The following is a 16,798-nucleotide window of genomic DNA, read 5'->3' on the forward strand; positions in this document are numbered from 1 at the left end:
GTCGTCCACAGGGTTATCCACAGGCGGAGGGCACGCTGTTGACGACGCTCGCCGTGCGGAAAAGCATGGACGGATGGGGATCAGCGGGGATGCGATCGACGTGGGGGCGGTGCTGCGTGATCTTCGTCGACGTGCAGATCTGAGCCAACGGGAGTTGGCCGATCGCTCCGGGGTCCCGAAGAGCACCCTGGCCCGGATCGAGGCGGGGCGGGGTGGCGAGCCGGCGTTTCGCACGGTGGCGCGGCTCGTCGGGGCGGCGGGGGGCGAGCTGTCGATCCGGCTGCACGGCGAACCGCCGGGCGACAAGGTCGCCGATTCGGGCGGCGTGTCGCTGGGCATGCCTGTCGACGAGCCGCGGGACGAGGCCGACCGTCGGTACCCGGCGCACCTCGATGTCCGCCGGGTACGGACCCTCAAGGACTGGCCGGGTGCGTGGTGGGCGTATTCGTACACACTTCCGCGGAGATCGTGGCCTCTGCGCGTGCCGGAGCTGACCTACGACCTCGACCGGGCTCGGCGGGACCGGCGGCGGTGGCGGCAGGAGGCCCAAGCGCGGGTGACGTTCCGGCGCGCGTTCGAAGACGTGCCGGCCACGTCTTGGCGGCTCGTCGCCGAGGTACCCGGAGCAGGACCGGTCGGCGAGCTGCGGGCTCATGAACGGAGCCTCGACCTCCTCCTCGGCGAGGATCTGGACGACCTGCGTGAGCTGGTGATCGAGAGTGTTGTCGTCGCTCCGGACCTGCGGTTTCTTGGTATCGGACGGCGGCTGGTCGAGCTGTTGGCGACGGAGATGGCGCGAGTGGGCCTTCGTACCGCCCACGCGGTCGCCGAGTTCGGCAACGTCTACTTTCTCCTCGCCTGCGGCCTCGAACTCCGAGCGAGCAGACCGTCGGCGCTGATGCTCGACGTCCGAGGCGTCCCCGTCCCCGGGGTCAGCCCAGCGCAGGAGCCGCCTTCGTGAGGGCGGTGAGGGCCTCACGCAGCCGCCAGGCGTCGCGGTCGCGCGGGCCGATCGGGTTGGAGATGGTGCGCAGCTCAGCGAAGGGCACTCCGGCCTGTGCGGCGGCGACGGCCACCCCGTACCCCTCCATGGCCTCGGCCACCGCCTCCGGATGCCGCTGGCGTAGCTCCTCGGTGCCGGCGGCGGTGCCCGTGACGGTGCTGACCGTGAGTACCGGGCCGAGCGTGGCCATGGGTAGGGCGGCTCGCAGCGTTGCCAGTAACGCCGGGTCCGCGGGGACCACGCTGCCGCCGCCGAGCAGCGCCGGTGGCATGCCCAGATCTTCGATGCCGATGAAGCCGTCCGGTGAGTCGGCGCCCAGGTCGGCCGCGATGCTCGCGGTGCCGAGCACGGTGTCGCCGACGGCTGCGCGACCGGTGAAGCCGCCGGCCACGCCGGCGCTGACCACCGCACGGTACGGACGACCGGCCGCCTCGGCCAGGGTCAGCAGCCGCGCGGTGGCGGCACCCGCGACGGCCGGGCCCACCCCGACCGGGGCGACGGTCACGTCGGTGGCGGTCAGCCCGGCCTGTACGGCGTCCGCCTCGGCCGGCACCGCGGTCACCACCAGCAGACCGGTCACGAGAGCGAGCCGGGGGACTCGCGGCGGGTCTCGTCGTCCGCGCCCCCACCTGGACCGCCGACCGACGAAGAGGGCCGGTAGATGTGGTAGCCCGGCGGCGCGAGCCCCGCTTCGTCGTGCCGCTGCGACGTGGCCTGAGGTGGCGCCGGCGAGGTGGGCGCGACGGTCTCGGGCGCGACGGTCTCGGGCGCGGCGACCTCGGGCTCGTCCTCGATCAGTTCGTCGTCACCCAGCGGCCGGCCGGCCAGCTTCTCGGTGCGTAGCCGAGCGGCGACCAGCACTCCCCGGACGGCGGCCACGATGCCCACCCCGGCGGCGACCGCGATGCCGGTCCGGCCGGCGAACGGCACCAGGCCGAGCCCGCCACCGGCGACGAAGGCGAGCATGAGCACCGTCTCGGAGTGGGCGAAGGAGCTGGCCCGCAACCGCTCCGGGATGCGCTCCTGGATCGAGGCGTCCACGGCGAGTTTGGCCACTCCGCTGACCAGCGCGGTGACCAGGCAGAGCAGGGCCACCATCAGTAGCGAGAACTGGATGACGGCGAGTACCCCTACCCCCGCCACAATGATCATGCTGCTGGACTGGATGGCGGTCGGCCGGTGGATGCGCAACCGGGTGCCGACCGCGGTCGCCAGGAAGCTGCCGACGGCCAGAGCGCCGCCGATCAACCCCAGCGCCCATTCCGCGCCCAGGTCCCGACCGAACACCCCGGTCGTCAGATCGCCCTTCTTGATGGCGAAGGCGAGGAAGAGCAGCAGGAAGCCGTACACGGCACGCAGGGTCGCGGCGCCGATCAGGGTGGCGATCACCAGCCGTCCGGCGGGCCGGCCCCGGCCCAGCGGCCGGTCCTTCCGACGGCTCAGGGCGCGTAGCGCGCGGGGGACGCGCTCGGGTGGCTCCGAGTCCGCCTTCGGGGGCAGCCGCAGCGAGATCACCATGCCGATCAGGAAGATCACCGACGCGACCCGTAGCGGCCACTGCGGCCCGAACCAGAAGGCGGCCAACCCGATCGGGGCCACGAGCGCGCCCGCCACCGTGCCGTACACGCTGGCCCGGGCGCCCACCTGGGAGAGGCCCAGCCCTTCCGGCAGCAGCCGGGGTACCGCTGCCGAGCGGGCCACGCCGTAGGCGCGCGACAGCGCGAGAACACCGAACGCGGCCGGATAGAGCCCGAAGCCGTGGATGTAGTCCGAGATGAGCCAGGCCAGGAACGCCCGGCCGAGCATGGTGGCGGCCAGCGCGTACCGCCGGCCGTGCCGGAAGTGGTCCAGCAGCGGCCCCACCACGGGTGCGAGCATCGCGAACGGAACCATGGTCACCAGCAGGTAGAGCGCGACCTTGCTGCGGGCCTCACCCAGCGGCACGTTGAAGAAGATCGTCCCGGCCAGGCCGATCGCGATCAGGGTGTCACCCGCGCAGGAGAGCGCGTGCAGGTCGAACAGCCGGACCATGCCCACCTCGCCGCCGGCGCCCCACGCCCGGGCGTGACCGGCCCGGCGGGTCACCCAGCGGCCGCTGCCCACCGAACCGCGCAGGAGCAGACGGATGGCCCGGATGCCGGTGCCGACGGTCCGCCCGAGGAGGGATCGCCCGGAGTGGGAGTACGGCGGCATGTGCACCATCCTCGCCCATCCGACGCAGGTGTGCCGCATCAGTCGCGGCGAAAGGTTCCCCGGGAGTCCCTGTCACCCCTGCGGGGAGCATGGGGAACAATGGTCTGGTGACCAGGCCCGCCTCCACCCGTGCCGCCCGTCTCGACCAGGTCTGCGCCGCCGCCGTCGAGGTGGCCCGTGCCGGCATCACCGAGGTGGACGCCGACGACGTCGGCGACCACCTGCAGGTCGTGTCCGAGGGCGAACGGCTGGTCACCCACTACTTCGAGTGCCGCCTCGCCGGCTACCGCGGTTGGCGGTGGGCGGTCACCGTCACCCGCGTCCCGCGCAGCCGTACGGTGACCATCTGCGAGACGGTGCTGCTGCCCGGTCCGGACGCGCTGCTCGCGCCCGGCTGGCTGCCCTGGCAGGAGCGGCTCAAGCCCGGCGACCTCGGCCCGGGTGACCTGCTGCCGACCGCTCCGGAGGATGAGCGGCTGGTCCCCGGCTACCTGCTCTCCGACGACCCGGCGGTCGAGGAGACGGCCTGGGAGCTGGGTCTCGGTCGGGCCCGGGTGCTCTCCCGGGAGGGTCGGGCCGACGCGGCGCAGCGCTGGTACGACGGCGACCACGGCCCGACGGCGGCCATCTCCACCGCCGCGCCGGCCGCCGCCCGCTGCGGCACCTGCGGCTTCTACCTGCCGTTGGCCGGGGCGATGCGGCAGGCGTTCGGCGCGTGCGGCAACTTCTACGCGCCCGACGACGGCCGGGTGGTCAGCGCCGACCATGGCTGCGGCGCGCACTCCGAGACGCTGATCGAGGCCGCCGAGACCGCGGTCGAGGACCTACCAACGGTGTACGACGACAGCGCCGTGGAGGCCATGTCGGTCAGCCGGGCACCGGGTTCGGTCGAGGCGGGGGAGCCGGCGGAGCCGTACGGGCACCCCTGAGCGGCCTCCGCCCCGGGCCGTGGGTTCAGCTCGCCCGGCGACGGCGTCGGTTGGCGTCGTGCCGCAGCATGACGGCGAGGCCGGGGAAGCCCCACAGGAAACCGGCCAGGCAGGTCCAGAGCCAGTTCTCGTGATCGTGTTCGGTCAGCCAGCCCCGGAAGAACACCAGCAGCACTAGTCCGACGACCGCCCACGCGATCAGGCCGGCGACGGCGAACGGCACCATCGGCGGGTCCAGCGGCGCGGGGCGCGGTGGCTGGTCGTTCGGCATCGGGCAAGCGTACGCGATGCACTTCCCCTGCCCGCCAGCGATCTGGGACGATGCGCGCGACAACCGGAAGATCACCTGTGAGGTCCTCATGGCAGTAGCGCCGCCCGAGAACGACACACCTCCCAACTCCGCTCAACCGCGTAACGGCTTCGACCGGTTCTTCGAGATCTCCGCCCGCGGCTCAACGTTGAGCCGTGAGGTACGAGGTGGCCTGGCGACCTTCTTCACGATGGCGTACATCGTCGTGCTCAACCCGCTGATCCTGGGCGGCGCGGTCGACGGTGACAACAAGACTCTCCCGATTCCGGCGCTGGCCGCCGCGACGGCGCTGGTCGCCGGCCTGATGACCATCCTGATGGGTGTCGTCGGCCGGTTCCCGCTGGCGCTCGCCGCCGGTCTGGGCGTCAACGCCCTGGTGGCGTACGAGATCGCTCCCGAGATGACCTGGGCCGACGCGATGGGCCTCGTGGTGATCGAGGGTGTGATCATCGCGCTGCTGGTGCTGACCGGTCTGCGTACCGCGGTGTTCCGCTCGGTGCCCACGCAGATGAAGACGGCGATCGGCGTCGGCATCGGCCTCTTCCTGACCATCATCGGTCTGGTGGACGCCGGCTTCGTCCGGCGGCTCCCGGACGCCGCCAACACCACCGTTCCGGTCGGCCTGGGCGTCGGCGGCAAGCTGGTGAGCTGGCCGCTGCTGGTCTTCGTGGTGGGCCTGCTGCTCACGCTGGTGCTCGTGGTGCGCCGGGTTCGCGGCGCGATCCTGATCGGCATCCTCGCGTCCACCGTGCTGGCGGTGATCGTGGAGGCGATCGGCAACATCGGCCCGTCGTTCGTCGACGGCAAGCCCAATCCGAAGGGCTGGGCGCTGAACGTGCCGGAGTTGCCCAAGACGGTTGTGGACGTGCCGGACCTGTCGCTGCTCGGCAAGTTCAACGTGCTCGACTCGTGGGGTCGGGCCGGCTGGGTCGTCGTACTGATGTTCATCTTCACGCTGCTCATCACGGACTTCTTCGACACCATGGGCACGATGGTGGCGGTCGGCCAGGAAGGTGGCCTGCTCGACGAGAAGGGCACCCCGCCGAGGGCCAAGGAGATCCTGCTGGTCGACTCGATCGCGGCGGCGGCCGGCGGTGCGGCCAGCACCTCCAGCAACACGTCGTACATCGAGAGCGCGGCCGGTGTCGCGGAGGGTGCCCGGACCGGCGTGGCCAACCTGGTCACCGGCGCCCTCTTCCTGCTGGCGATGTTCCTGGCGCCACTGGTGGTGATCGTGCCGTTCGAGGCGGCCTCGACGGCGCTGGTGGTGGTCGGTTTCCTGATGATGACCGCGGTACGGACGATCGACTGGTCGGACTACGAGATCGCCATTCCCGCGTTCCTCACCATCGTGCTGATGCCGTTCACCTACTCGATCTCGAACGGGATCGGCGCCGGTCTGATCACCTTCGTGGTGGTCAAGCTGGCCCGGGGTAAGGCCCGGGAGGTCCACCCGCTGCTGTACGGGGTGGCCGCCCTCTTCGTGCTGTACTTCCTACGCGGGCCCATCGAGTCGCTGGTGCTCTGACCGGTGTCGTCCGGGCGGGGGGCCGACCGTGATTCCCCGCCCGGAACAGCACAAACATCCCCGTGAGCCTGGTCATAACGGATGTCGTTAGCCAGGCTCATTAGTTAAGCTAACTAACGTGACGGAGCGGACGGTGACGGCGGAACGCGTGCCACCGGCGCAGCTGGCTCCCCAGTTGCGAGATGCGATCACCCGACTCAACCGGCGGGTCCGACGGGCCCGGCCGGTCGGCGACCTCACGGTCACCCAGGTCTCCGCGCTCACCAGCCTGCGGCTGGCGGGCGGGATGACGCCCCGGGAACTGGCCGAGATCGAACGGGTGCAGCCACCGACGATGACCAAGATCGTCGCGAAGTTGGAGGACCGTGGCCTCGTGCGGCGGACCCCCCACCCGACCGACGGCCGACAGGTCATCCTCGCGGCGACCGAAGGAGGGCAGGCCGTGCTCGACCAGTTCGAGCGGGCCCGCGACGAATGGCTGGCCCACCGGCTGGCCGCGCTCGACGAGGACGAACGGGAGACCCTGCACAGGGCCGCCGAGATTCTCCAGCAGCTCGCTCGCGCCTGAGCCCGCGCCCGCGCCACTGGGCCGTGCCGTCACCTGACGATGACGCGTACGTCCTTGAGGAGGCGCACCGAGAGTGCAGGCCAAGCTGAGCACGATGTTCCAGTCCCTACAGGTCCGCAACTACCGCCTTTTCGCATCCGGGCAGCTGATCAAACTGGTCGGCGTCTGGATGATGTTCATCGCCCAGGACTGGCTCGTCCTCGAGCTCTCCGACAACTCGGCCACCGCGCTCGGCGTGGTCACCGCCTGTCAGTTCACGCCGGTGCTGCTGCTCACGCTCTTCTCCGGCCGGCTCGCCGACCGGTACGACAAGCGGGTCCTGCTGTTCGCCGCGAACGCCTTCTGGAGCGTGCTGGCGCTCGTCATGTCCCTGCTGGTCCTCACCGACCTGGTGCAGCTCTGGCACGTCTTCGCGTTCGCCGCGCTCCTCGGCACGGCCAACGCCGTGGAGACCCCGGTCCGCCAGGCGTTCGTCTCGGAACTGGTCGGCACGCCGCTGCTGCCCAACGCGCTGTCGCTGAACGCCGCCGTCTTCAACTCCGCCCGGATCGTCGGTCCGGCAGTCGCCGGTCTGGCGATCGCCGCCTTCGACGTGGGCCCGGTATTCCTGTTCACCGCCGTCAGCTCCATCGCGCCGCTGGTGAACGTCGTCCGGATGCGGACCGCCGACCTGCACCGCGACGCGCTCCTACCGCGCGACGAGCGGGCGTCCGCAAAGGTCGTCGACGGGCTGCGGTACGTGTGGCGGCGGCCGGACCTGCTGCTGCCGATGGCGGTGATGTCGGTGATCGGCATGTCGCTGTTCAACTTCCAGCTCACCCTGGCCGCGCTGGCGAAGACGGTGTTCAACACCGGTGCCGCCTCGTTCGGCCTGTTCAGCACCGCCCTTGCCGTGGGCGCGCTGGGCGGCGCGCTCAGCGGCACCGGCCGGCGCAGCCGCCCGTCGGTGTGGCTGGTGCTCGGCGCCGCGATCGGCTGTGCCAGCTTCGGCACCCTGGTCGGCTTCGCGTCGGCGTACTGGCTGGTCGTCGCGCTGCTGGTACCCACCGGCTTCTTCATGGTCTTCTTCGCCCAGGCTGCCAACCAGCGCGTCCAGCTCGGCGTGGACGCAGCGTTCCGGGGACGGGTGATGGCCCTGTGGGTGCTGGTGTTCCTGGGCACCAACCCGGTCGGCGCACCGCTGATCGGCTGGGTGGCCGAGCACTTCGGCGCCGGCGCGAGCATCTGGATGGGCGGGCTGATCTCGCTGGCCACCGCTCTGATCGCGCTGACCTGGCAACTGCGCCGCTCCGGTGCGCGGCTGCGCTTCCGGGTGCTGCCCATGCCCCGCTTCTACGTCACTTCCGCCGACTGCTGAGCCACGCGCTCGGGCCCCCGCCGACCGCCGGGCAGGGGCCCGCGAGCGTGGTCCCGATCAACGGATAGCGCGGATGCGGCCAAACCGCTGGCGAGGTGGCACGACGGGGCTTAGCGTCGATATGTGGGAGTCGGACGCGCGCTGATGCTGGCCCTGGCGTTCCTCGCCATGGCCAGCATTCCGGCGGTGTTCGCCCTGCTCTTCTGCTACGACGAGATTCTCGACCGGGTGGTCTGCGGCTGGGCCGAGTGGCGGGAGCGCCGGCGGGAGCGACGCACCATCGCCCGCCTGGACCGGGCCATCGAAGCCGACGCGCTGACCCGGGACATCGACCTGAGCGAGTTCGACCGCACCGATCGTCGTCCCCTGGAACAGCTCGCGGCCGACCTGCGCCGCCTCGGCGGTCAGCGACTCGGCGGCGTCGGCCGGCCGATGGTCTGGCACGGCGCGGTGGTCCAGGCGTACGACGACCGGCTCCGGCTGGCCTGCCGCGCCCTGGGGATCACCGAGCACCTGGCCGAGCTGACCGGCGTCGACCAGGAGATCGAGCGGGTACGCGTGGAGGGCGTGCTGCACGCCGCCGGGTTGACCCTGCCGGCCGCCCGAGCCGGGCACCGGCAACGCCACCGTTGACGGGCCCCCGAATGCGCCTGTTCGTCGCGGTCAACCCGCCCGCTGAGGCGGTCGACCACCTCGGTGCCCAGGTCGCCCGGCTGCGCGTCGGCGCGGCGGCGACCGCTGGTGCCCAGGTGCGGCTCAGCGACCCGGCGGACCTGCACCTCACCCTGGCGTTCCTCGGTGACGTCGAGGCCGGCCGGCTGGTCGACGTGGAGAGTGCGCTCGGGCTCGCCGCCGACTCGTTCCGCGCCGGCCTCGATGCCCCGCCCCGGCTGCGTCTCAGCGGCGGTGGCGTGTTCGGCGACGGCCGGCGCACGGTGCTCTGGGTCGACGCCCAGGGCGATGTCGAGGCGCTGCACGGCCTGGCCCGGCTGGTCCGGGACCGGCTGCGGCTCGCTGGGGTGGCGTACGACGAAAAGCCCTTCCGCCCGCACCAGACCGTGGCCCGGCCCGGGGACCGGATGGACCCGGCCGCCGTCGAAGCCGACCGCGCCGACCTGGACGAGTACGCGGGCCCGGAGTGGCCGACCACGGAGTTGCTGCTGATGCGCAGCCACCCCGGGTCGGGACGCCCGCGTTACGACCGACTCGCCGCCTGGCCGCTCTGACTCGGCGCGCCCGCGTGAACAGCCTTGATCGACTCGGGTTCGTGGAAGTCGGGGTGTTTTGCAGGTGCTGACAGCGCGACTTCCGTGAACCCGAGTCGATCAAGCGCGAAACGTCAGGAGGACTCGCGGGCGGCCGGGCCGCTGCCGAAGAGCACGTCGTCCCAGCTCGGCAGGCGCTTGCGCGGCTTGCCGCTGGCGTCGGTGGACTCGCCACCGGCCGCCGCTGCGGCCGTACCGGTCCGCCGGGGCCGCAGCACCGCCAGTGACGGCACGGCCGGGACCTCCTTGGGCGCGTCCGAGTCGTCGTCGAAGGCCGACCCCTGGCCACCGCCGAGCAGCGCGGCAGCGCCCCGCCGACCGGCCGCTGCCGGGGCGCGTCCGACCCGGCGAGAGCCGCCGGGTTACGCGGTTCGAGCCCACGACCCGACGAGGCCCCGAGTGGACGGTCCAGCGAGGCGAGCAGGGCGTCCCGCCCGGCCCGGATTGGATCGCGTCCCGGTCGCGGGTGCTCGGACGCCGCCGGCAACCCGTGCCCACCCCGACTCGGCTCACCGCGCGACGGACCGGGCAGGCCGTGCCCGCTCCGCTCCGGCGCCGGCTCCTGGCCGAGGATCGGCGTGGGCCGCTCGGCGCACAAATACTGCGCCATGTCGTCGTGCGGCGTGACCACCTGCCGGGCCTTGTCCATGTCCCAGATGGCCTGCGCGGTGGCCTTGCCCGACGGCCAGGTGGCGATGATCCGCCAGGTGCCGTCGTCGCGCCGGTACGCGTCCCAGGAGATCTTCTCGGTGTCGATGCCGTGCTGGCTCAGCCGACCGTTGACCACCTCGGCGAGCGGGGTGGGCTTCTCCGCGCCCTTGAGGCGGGTGCGACGGGCGTGCTGGGCGAGCATGGCCCGCTCCTGGAGCACCGGGCCGGCGTAGCGCAGGACCCGGTCGACCGGCACTCCGGCGATCCGGGCAACGTCCTCGGCCGACTCACCGGAACGGATGCGGGCCTGGATGTCCCGGGGGGACAGCGAGGGAATCGGGTCGACGGTGCTCGGTGCCACCGCGAGCGGCGGGGCACCTGGCTCGGGGTGCATCACACCGGCGATGCGCTCGTCGATCGGCAGGGCGAGCAGTCGCCCGACCTCGTCGGCGAGCACCAGGGCCTGGCCGTCCTCGGAGAGGGCGACGAAGCGTACTGGGCGCATAGCGTTGCCTCCGTCCCGCTTCGCTGGCCGCACGCCACGAGTCGGCCACCCAGGCGTCTCGGACCACCGTACGCGCATCTGTCTCAGGGTGGGGGAAGCGACACCCCGCATGTCGTGACTGAGCTGCGGCAATGATCACGGTGGGTGTCCATCGAGGCGTCAACGGACACCCACCGTGACGAAGGTCAGAGGCGCTCGACCACGTAGTCGATGGAGGCGGTCAGAGCCTCGACGTCGGACGGCTCGACGGCCGGGAACAGCGCCACCCGCAACTGGTTGCGGCCGAGCTTGCGGTACGGCTCGGTGTCGACGATGCCGTTGGCCCGCAGCGCCTTGGCGATCGCGGTGGCGTCCACCCCGTCGGCGAAGTCGATCGTCGCGACCACGTTGGACCGCAGCGCCGGGTCGGCGACGAACGGAGTGGCCACGGTGGACCGCTCGGCCCAGCCGTACACCGTGGCGGCGCTCTCCGCCGTGCGCTTCGCCGCCCACGCGAGGCCGCCCTGCGCGTTCATCCAGTCGGTCTGCTCGGCGGCCAGGAAGATGGTCGCCAGCGCCGGGGTGTTGTAGGTCTGCTCGAGCCGGGAGTTGTCGATCGCGGTCACCAGGTCGAGGAAGGCCGGGATGTAACGGCCGGACGCCTTGATCTCGGCGGCCCGGTCCAGCGCGGCCGGCGACATCAGGGCCAGCCAGAGGCCACCGTCGGAGCCGAAACACTTCTGCGGCGCGAAGTAGTAGACGTCGGTCTCGCCGACGTTGACCTCCAGGCCACCCGCGCCGGAGGTGGCGTCGACCAGCAGCAGCGACCCCTCGTCCGCGCCGGCCACCCGGCTGATCGGCACGGCCACGCCGGTCGAGGTCTCGTTCTGCGGCGTCGCGTAGACGTCCACGCCGGCCTCGGCGACCAGGGCCGGGGCGCTGCCCGCTTCGGCCTTGCGGACCGTCGGCTCGCCCAGGAACGGGGCGTCCTTGACCGACTTGGCGAACTTCGCGCCGAACTCGCCGAAGCTGGCGAACTGGGCCCGGTCACGGACCAGGCCGAAGGTGGCGACCTCCCAGAACGCCGTGGTCCCGCCGTTGCCGATCACGACCTCGTAGCCCTCGGGCAGGGAGAAGAACTCGGCGATGCCGGAGCGCAGCCGGGCCACCTGGTCGCGGACCGTCTTCTGCCGGTGCGACGTACCCAGGTAGCTGGTCGCCACCTCGGCGAGCGCGGACACGGCCGCCGGACGGACCTTGGACGGGCCGCAGCCGAAACGGCCGTCGGCGGGCTTGATCTCGTCGGGAATCCGGATGATCGGTGCGTCAGCCACGGTTCTGAAGATCCTTCCGCAAGGGCGAGGGCGGGCCCGGCGACACTGCCGGCCCTCATCCTCGCACCTGGGATTGGCGGCGACGGCCGGGGTCCCGACGGGCGGTCTGAGTCCTTCGCCACACCGCCACTGTCGAACGGGACGCGACGCGAAGAGGCCCCCGTGCGACGCTGAACGTCGGACGGGGGCCCCGGTGAGCAGCTCAGACGCCGTGCGGTACGGCGCCCCAGCCCTCGACGTCGGACGGCTTGCGGGTCTCCGGACCCACGTAGCGGGCGGACGGCCGGACCAGCCGCTGGAGGCGCTTCTGCTCCAGGATGTGCGCGCTCCAACCGCCCATCCGCGCGCAGGTGAACATCGACGTGAACATGTGCGCCGGTACCTCGGCGAAGTCCAGCACGACGGCCGACCAGAACTCGACGTTGGTGGCGAGCACCCGGTCCGGACGGCGGGCCTGAAGCTCGGCGAGGGCGGCCTTCTCCAGCGCCTCGGCGATCTCGAAGCGCGGTGCGCCCAGCTCCTTGGCGGTGCGTCGGAGCACGCGGGCGCGCGGGTCCTCGGCGCGGTAGACCCGGTGGCCGAAGCCCATCAGCCGCTCACCACGGTCGAGGACACCCTTGACGTAGCCCTCCGCGTCGCCGCTGCGCTCCACCGCTTCGAGCATGGTGAGCACGCGCGACGGCGCGCCACCGTGCAGCGGGCCGGAGAGGGCGCCGATGCCCGACGAGATGCAGGCCGCCGCGTCGGCGCCGGTGGAGGCGACGATGCGCGCGGTGAAGGTGGAGGCGTTCAGGCCATGCTCGGCGGCCGAGATGAAGTACGCGTCGACGGCCTTGACGTGCCGCGGGTCCGGCTCGCCCCGCCAGCGCTTCATGAACCGCTCGACGATGGTCTGCGCCTTGTCGATCTCCTTCTGCGGCACGGCCGGCAGGCCGAGACCGCGAGCGGACTGGGCGACGAAGGAGAGCGCGGTCACCGACACCCGGGCCAGGTCCTCGCGGGCCTGCTCGTCGGAGATGTCCAGCAGCTGGCTGAGGCCCCAGTACGGCGCCAGCATGGCGACCGCCGACTGCACGTCAACCCGGATGTCACCGGAGTGCACCGGCACCGGGAACGGCTCCGCCGGCGGCAGGCCCGGCCCGAACCGGCCGTCGACCAGCAGCGCCCAGACGTTGCCGAACGAGACCTGGCCGATCAGATCCTCGATGTCGACCCCGCGATAGCGCAGCGCGCCACCCTCGCGGTCGGGTTCGGCGATCTCGGTCTCGAAGGCGACGACGCCCTCCAGACCGGGTTTGAAGTCGGCCATGTCGCTCTCCTGGATCTGGTCGGTACGCCCGATCAGCTGATCCGGCCCGGTCGGCCGAGCGCCTTAGGCGACCCTCAGGGATGTGTTCGGAACATCTTGCCTGCTGGGTAACCGGATACGCGACCCAGTGCGACTGTGCTGCACGCGACATCTCAGGGCGCGCATTCTCCGCGCCGGTCGGTGAGACTGGGCGAAGCGGTCTGGCCAGCGCGGGAGGGCGCCGGTCAGCACGCCGAGAAGGAGTGGGGACGTGACGGGCGACACACCCGCCCCGGCCGCGATGCGTAACGAGTACGCCGCGGACCTGGGCCTGACCGAGGCTGACCTGGCCGCCGACTGGTACACCCAGTTCGACAGGTGGTTCGCCGACGCGGTGGCTCACGGGCTGCCCGAACCCAACGCCATGGTGGTGGGCACGGCCGACGACGCCGGCCGGCCGAGTGGGCGGACCGTGCTGCTCAAGGGGTACGACCCGGACGGCTTCGTCTTCTTCACCAACCACCTGTCCCGCAAGGGCGTCGAGGCGGCCGGCAACCCGTACGCCAGCCTGGTCTTTCCGTGGTTTCCGATGCAGCGGCAGGTGGTGGTCGCAGGATCGATCGCCCCGGTCGAGCGGGCGGTGACCGAGTCGTACTTCGCCAGCCGGCCGCGCGGGTCGCAGGTGGGCGCGTGGGCCAGCCCGCAGTCGTCCGTGGTGCCGGACCGGGCCACGTTGGAGGAGCGCTACCGCGAGGTGGCCGAGCGGTACGCCGACGAGAGCGCCATCCCGCCCCCGCCGCACTGGGGTGGCCTGCGGGTCCGGCCGGACTCGGTGGAGTTCTGGCAGGGCCGGTCCGGTCGGTTGCACGACCGCCTGCGCTTCCGTCGCGTCGACGGAAGCGACTGGATCGTCGAGCGGTTGGCGCCGTGACCGGTGTGCAGGAGGCCCGGCCGCGCGGAGCGCGACGCTGGGCGATCGACGTCCGTCCGCTGCGCGTCCCGGCGTACCGACGGCTGTGGCTCGGCAACACCGTGGCGATGTTCGGCTTCCAGTTCACCGCCGTCGCGGTGCCGGTGGAGATGTACGCCCTCACCCGGGACTCGTTCTGGGTCGGTCTGCTGGGCATCGCCGCGTTCGTACCCCTGCTGATCTTCGGGCTCTGGGGTGGCGCGGTCGCCGACGCCCGCGACCGCCGTGCGGTGCTGCTCGGCGGCTCATTGTTGCTCTGGGCATCCACCCTCGGGCTGCTGGTCCAGGCGCTGCTGAACGTGGGCAGTCCGGTGCTGCTGCTGGCGTTGATGGCGGTGCAGTCGGTGGCCTTCGCGATCACCTCGCCGGCCCGCAGCGCCATGCTGCCCCGGCTGGTCCCCGACGACCTCGTTCCAGCCGCGAGCACCCTCAACTACACGACCTTCACCGCCGCGTCGGTCGCCGGTCCGCTCGCCGCCGGCCTCATCCTCGCCGCCTCGTCGGACACGCGGGTGGTGCTGCCGATCGCGTACGGGCTGGACGCGGTGCTGTTCACGGCGATGCTCTGGGCGGCGCTGCGCCTGCCGGCGTTGCCGCCCGAACCGACCGCCGACGGGCAGGTCCGCCGGGCCGGCCTGGCCAGCGTGATCGACGGCTTCCGGTACCTGGCCACCACGCCCGTCCTGCTGCTCTCGTTCGGCGTGGACCTGATCGCGATGATCCTGGCCATGCCGCGGGCCCTGTTTCCGGAGATCGCCAACGAGCGGTTCGGTGGGGGCGGCTCGGTCGGCCTGCTCTACAGCGCCATCGCGATCGGCTCCATGATCGGCGGGCTGACCTCCGGCTGGATCGGTCGGCTGCGGCGGCAGGGGGTCGGCCTGGTCGTCGCGGTGGTCGCCTGGGGCGTCGCGATTGCCGCGGCCGGACTGGCCCACCAGCTCTGGCTGATGGTCCTGCTGCTCGCCGTGGCCGGCGCCGCCGACCTGGTCAGTGCCGTACTCCGGCAGTCCATGCTGCTGGTGTACGCGCCGGACCGCATGCGCGGCCGACTCCAGGGCGTCAACACGGTGGTGGTGGCCGGCGGCCCGCGCCTCGGCGACCTGCGGGCCGGCACCATGGCGGCCGGGTTCGGCGGCGGGGTGGCCTGGGTCGCCGGCGGACTCGCCTCGGCGGTGCTCGTCGTGGTGCTCGCGGTCGCCTTCCCGGCGCTGCTGCGCTACCGGGCCACGACGGCGTCGAGCGGCGACCGGCCGTGACCGGTTAGGGTCGCCGGCATGGACAGCCCTGAGCAGCGCCCCTTCTCCGGCGCACAGTGGACCATCGTCGCCGCGGGCCACGAGGCCGTCATCGTCGAGGTGGGCGGCGGGCTGCGGACGTACCGGCACGACGGCGTCGACCTGCTCGACGGGTACGGCGTCGACGAGGTCTGCCCCGGCTGCGCCGGACAGGTGCTCGCGCCCTGGCCGAACCGGATCCGGGACGGGCGCTACGCGTACGGCGACCGGACGCACCAGCTCGCGCTGACCGAGCCGGAGCGGCACGTCGCCATCCACGGGCTGGTCAACTGGGTGCCGTGGCGGCTGTTGGAGCAGTCCACCGACGCGGTGACCCTCGGCTACGACCTGCCGCCGCAGCCCGGCTACGAGTGGCCGCTGCGGCTGGTCAGCCGGTGGAGCGTGAGCGCGGACGGCCTGCGGGCCGAGCACGAGGTGACGAACGTGGGCACCGAGGTCGCCCCGTTCGGCTTCTCCGTGCACCCGTACCTGCAACTGCCGGGTGTCGCCGTGGACGACCTGGTCATGCGGCTGCCGGCGCGTACCCGGATCATGGTGGACGGCCGGTTGCTCCCGGTCGGCGCGACGCCGGTGGCCGGCACCGAGTACGACTGGACCAGCCCGCGCCGGATCGGCGACGCCGAGTTGGACCTGTGCTTCGGCGAGGTCGTCCGCGACGCCGACGGCGGCTCCTCGGTGAGCCTCGCGGCACCGGATTCCTCGTCCGGGGTGAGCATCTGGGCGGACGCGGAGTTCGGCTGGTGGCAGGTCTTCACCGGCGACGCGCTCACCGGCGAGCGACACCGCCGGTCGGTGGCGATCGAGCCGATGACCTGCCCGCCGGACGCGTTCCGGTCGGGCCGGGACGTGCTCGCGCTCAAGCCCGGCACGACCTGGCGGGGTGCCTGGGGCATCCGTCCCGGGGCCTGATGGAGTTCGCCGAGGTCGTCCGCCGTCGACGGATGGTCCGCAACTACGACCCGGACCGTCCGGTCCCGCCCGACGTGGTGGACCGGCTGCTCGACCACGCCGTACGCGCCCCGTCGGCCGGCTTCGCCCAGGGCTGGGGTTTCCTGGTGCTCGAGGAGGCGGCCGACCGGGAGCGGTTCTGGGCGGCCACCACGCCGGAGGGCGGAGGCCGGGAGCGTTGGTTGGCGGGGATGCGCCGCGCGCCGCTCATCGTGGTGCCGCACGCCAACGAGTCGGCCTACCTGACGCGGTACGCGGAGCCCGACAAGGGCTGGACCGACCGGTCGAAGGACCGCTGGCCGGTGCCCTACTGGTACGTCGACACCGGCTTCGCCGCGCTGCTCATGCTGCTCACCGCCGTGGACGAGGGGCTGGGTGCGTGTTTCTTCGGAATCCCTCCCCAGCGGCTGACCGCGTACCGGGAGAGCTTCGGCGTGCCGGCGAAGTACCAGCCCATCGGTGCCGTCACAATCGGTTACCGAGCGGCGGACCATCGGTCACCATCGTTGCGTCGTGGCCGTCGCGGGATGGATGAAGTGGTGCGGCGCGGCCGGTGGAGCTGAGCGCGGCGTCCCGTTCGTCGGGTTGAGGATCGGACGAGCGATGGCGAAACTGACATCAGGGAGCAGAACGTCGCGTGCGCGGGGCCGCTAGGCTGGCACGGTCATCGGCGCC

The 16,798-nt window shown here is 72.2% G+C and carries 16 protein-coding genes and 1 pseudogene; 11 read left to right on the top strand and 6 right to left on the bottom strand.

The features are described from left to right. The first annotated feature begins 73 nt into the window (after positions 1–73). Entirely contained in the window at positions 74–961 is an 888-nt protein-coding gene (locus tag ACQP0N_RS02635) for a GNAT family N-acetyltransferase (RefSeq protein ID WP_433117267.1), read from the top strand. On the opposite strand, the gene ACQP0N_RS02640 is transcribed toward ACQP0N_RS02635, so the two are convergent. Then, positions 933–1,583: a futalosine hydrolase gene (locus tag ACQP0N_RS02640; RefSeq protein WP_433117269.1), complete on the bottom strand. Its 651-nt coding sequence runs from the start codon at positions 1,581–1,583 to the stop codon at positions 933–935. The two genes, ACQP0N_RS02635 and ACQP0N_RS02640, sit on opposite strands and share 29 nt — an antisense overlap. After that, complete coding sequence (locus tag ACQP0N_RS02645; protein ID WP_433117271.1) at positions 1,580–3,196, bottom strand: MFS transporter; 1,617 nt, start codon at positions 3,194–3,196, stop codon at positions 1,580–1,582. Before ACQP0N_RS02645 ends, ACQP0N_RS02640 begins: the two co-directional genes overlap by 4 nt. A gap of 89 nt (positions 3,197–3,285) precedes the next feature. Here ACQP0N_RS02645 and ACQP0N_RS02650 point away from each other — a divergent pair, with 89 nt between their 5' ends. After that, a complete protein-coding gene (locus ACQP0N_RS02650) occupies positions 3,286–4,125 on the top strand; it encodes a DUF3027 domain-containing protein (protein WP_433117273.1) in 840 nt (279 codons plus the stop codon). Positions 4,126–4,150: 25 nt separating this feature from the next. Here ACQP0N_RS02650 and ACQP0N_RS02655 read toward each other — a convergent pair whose 3' ends face one another. Continuing rightward, entirely contained in the window at positions 4,151–4,396 is a 246-nt protein-coding gene (locus ACQP0N_RS02655) for a DUF2530 domain-containing protein (protein WP_355049193.1), read from the bottom strand. Between the two features lie 88 nt (positions 4,397–4,484). Between ACQP0N_RS02655 and ACQP0N_RS02660 the strand changes: the two genes are divergently transcribed. From ACQP0N_RS02660 to thpR, 5 genes are all read left to right on the top strand, one after another. Then, on the top strand, positions 4,485–5,963 hold the full coding sequence (locus ACQP0N_RS02660; RefSeq protein WP_433117275.1) for an NCS2 family permease: 1,479 nt from the start codon (positions 4,485–4,487) through the stop codon (positions 5,961–5,963). A gap of 118 nt (positions 5,964–6,081) precedes the next feature. Next, a complete protein-coding gene (locus ACQP0N_RS02665; protein ID WP_355049191.1) occupies positions 6,082–6,531 on the top strand; it encodes a MarR family winged helix-turn-helix transcriptional regulator in 450 nt (149 codons plus the stop codon). A 73-nt stretch (positions 6,532–6,604) separates the two neighbouring features. After that, positions 6,605–7,888, top strand: coding sequence for an MFS transporter (locus ACQP0N_RS02670; RefSeq protein ID WP_433117278.1), 1,284 nt, complete (start codon positions 6,605–6,607; stop codon positions 7,886–7,888). 123 nt (positions 7,889–8,011) lie between these two features. Then, the gene (locus tag ACQP0N_RS02675) at positions 8,012–8,521 is read left to right on the top strand and encodes a hypothetical protein (RefSeq protein ID WP_433117280.1); all 510 of its coding nucleotides are present in this window, start codon (positions 8,012–8,014) and stop codon (positions 8,519–8,521) included. 11 nt (positions 8,522–8,532) lie between these two features. After that, on the top strand, positions 8,533–9,114 hold the full coding sequence (thpR, locus tag ACQP0N_RS02680; RefSeq protein WP_433117282.1) for an RNA 2',3'-cyclic phosphodiesterase: 582 nt from the start codon (positions 8,533–8,535) through the stop codon (positions 9,112–9,114). 113 nt (positions 9,115–9,227) lie between these two features. On the opposite strand, the pseudogene sepH reads toward thpR, so the two are convergent. From sepH to ACQP0N_RS02695, 3 genes and pseudogenes are all read right to left on the bottom strand, one after another. Continuing rightward, positions 9,228–10,309 (bottom strand): annotated as a pseudogene (gene sepH, locus ACQP0N_RS02685) (septation protein SepH). 185 nt (positions 10,310–10,494) lie between these two features. Beyond that, positions 10,495–11,622, bottom strand: a complete 1,128-nt coding sequence (serC, locus tag ACQP0N_RS02690; RefSeq protein ID WP_433117284.1) for a phosphoserine transaminase — start codon at positions 11,620–11,622, stop codon at positions 10,495–10,497. A 202-nt stretch (positions 11,623–11,824) separates the two neighbouring features. After that, the gene (locus ACQP0N_RS02695) at positions 11,825–12,931 is read right to left on the bottom strand and encodes a citrate synthase 2 (RefSeq protein ID WP_357123927.1); all 1,107 of its coding nucleotides are present in this window, start codon (positions 12,929–12,931) and stop codon (positions 11,825–11,827) included. A gap of 280 nt (positions 12,932–13,211) precedes the next feature. On the opposite strand from ACQP0N_RS02695, the gene pdxH reads away from it, so the two are divergent. The 4 genes from pdxH to ACQP0N_RS02715 are packed head-to-tail and all read left to right on the top strand — an operon-like array spanning position 13,212 to position 16,686. Beyond that, positions 13,212–13,841, top strand: coding sequence for a pyridoxamine 5'-phosphate oxidase (gene pdxH, locus ACQP0N_RS02700; RefSeq protein WP_433121378.1), 630 nt, complete (start codon positions 13,212–13,214; stop codon positions 13,839–13,841). Then, positions 13,838–15,136, top strand: a complete 1,299-nt coding sequence (locus ACQP0N_RS02705) for an MFS transporter (RefSeq protein ID WP_433117287.1) — start codon at positions 13,838–13,840, stop codon at positions 15,134–15,136. The genes pdxH and ACQP0N_RS02705 overlap by 4 nt, the downstream gene beginning before the upstream one ends. Positions 15,137–15,154: 18 nt before the next feature. Then, positions 15,155–16,084 (top strand): aldose 1-epimerase family protein, encoded by a 930-nt coding sequence (locus ACQP0N_RS02710; RefSeq protein ID WP_433117289.1) that lies wholly within the window; start codon positions 15,155–15,157, stop codon positions 16,082–16,084. Then, positions 16,084–16,686: a nitroreductase family protein gene (locus ACQP0N_RS02715; protein ID WP_433117290.1), complete on the top strand. Its 603-nt coding sequence runs from the start codon at positions 16,084–16,086 to the stop codon at positions 16,684–16,686. The genes ACQP0N_RS02710 and ACQP0N_RS02715 overlap by 1 nt, the downstream gene beginning before the upstream one ends. Positions 16,687–16,798 lie beyond the last annotated feature (112 nt).

The sequence above is a fragment of the Micromonospora sp. CA-246542 genome (assembly GCF_050942905.1).
Classification (GTDB): domain Bacteria; phylum Actinomycetota; class Actinomycetes; order Mycobacteriales; family Micromonosporaceae; genus Micromonospora.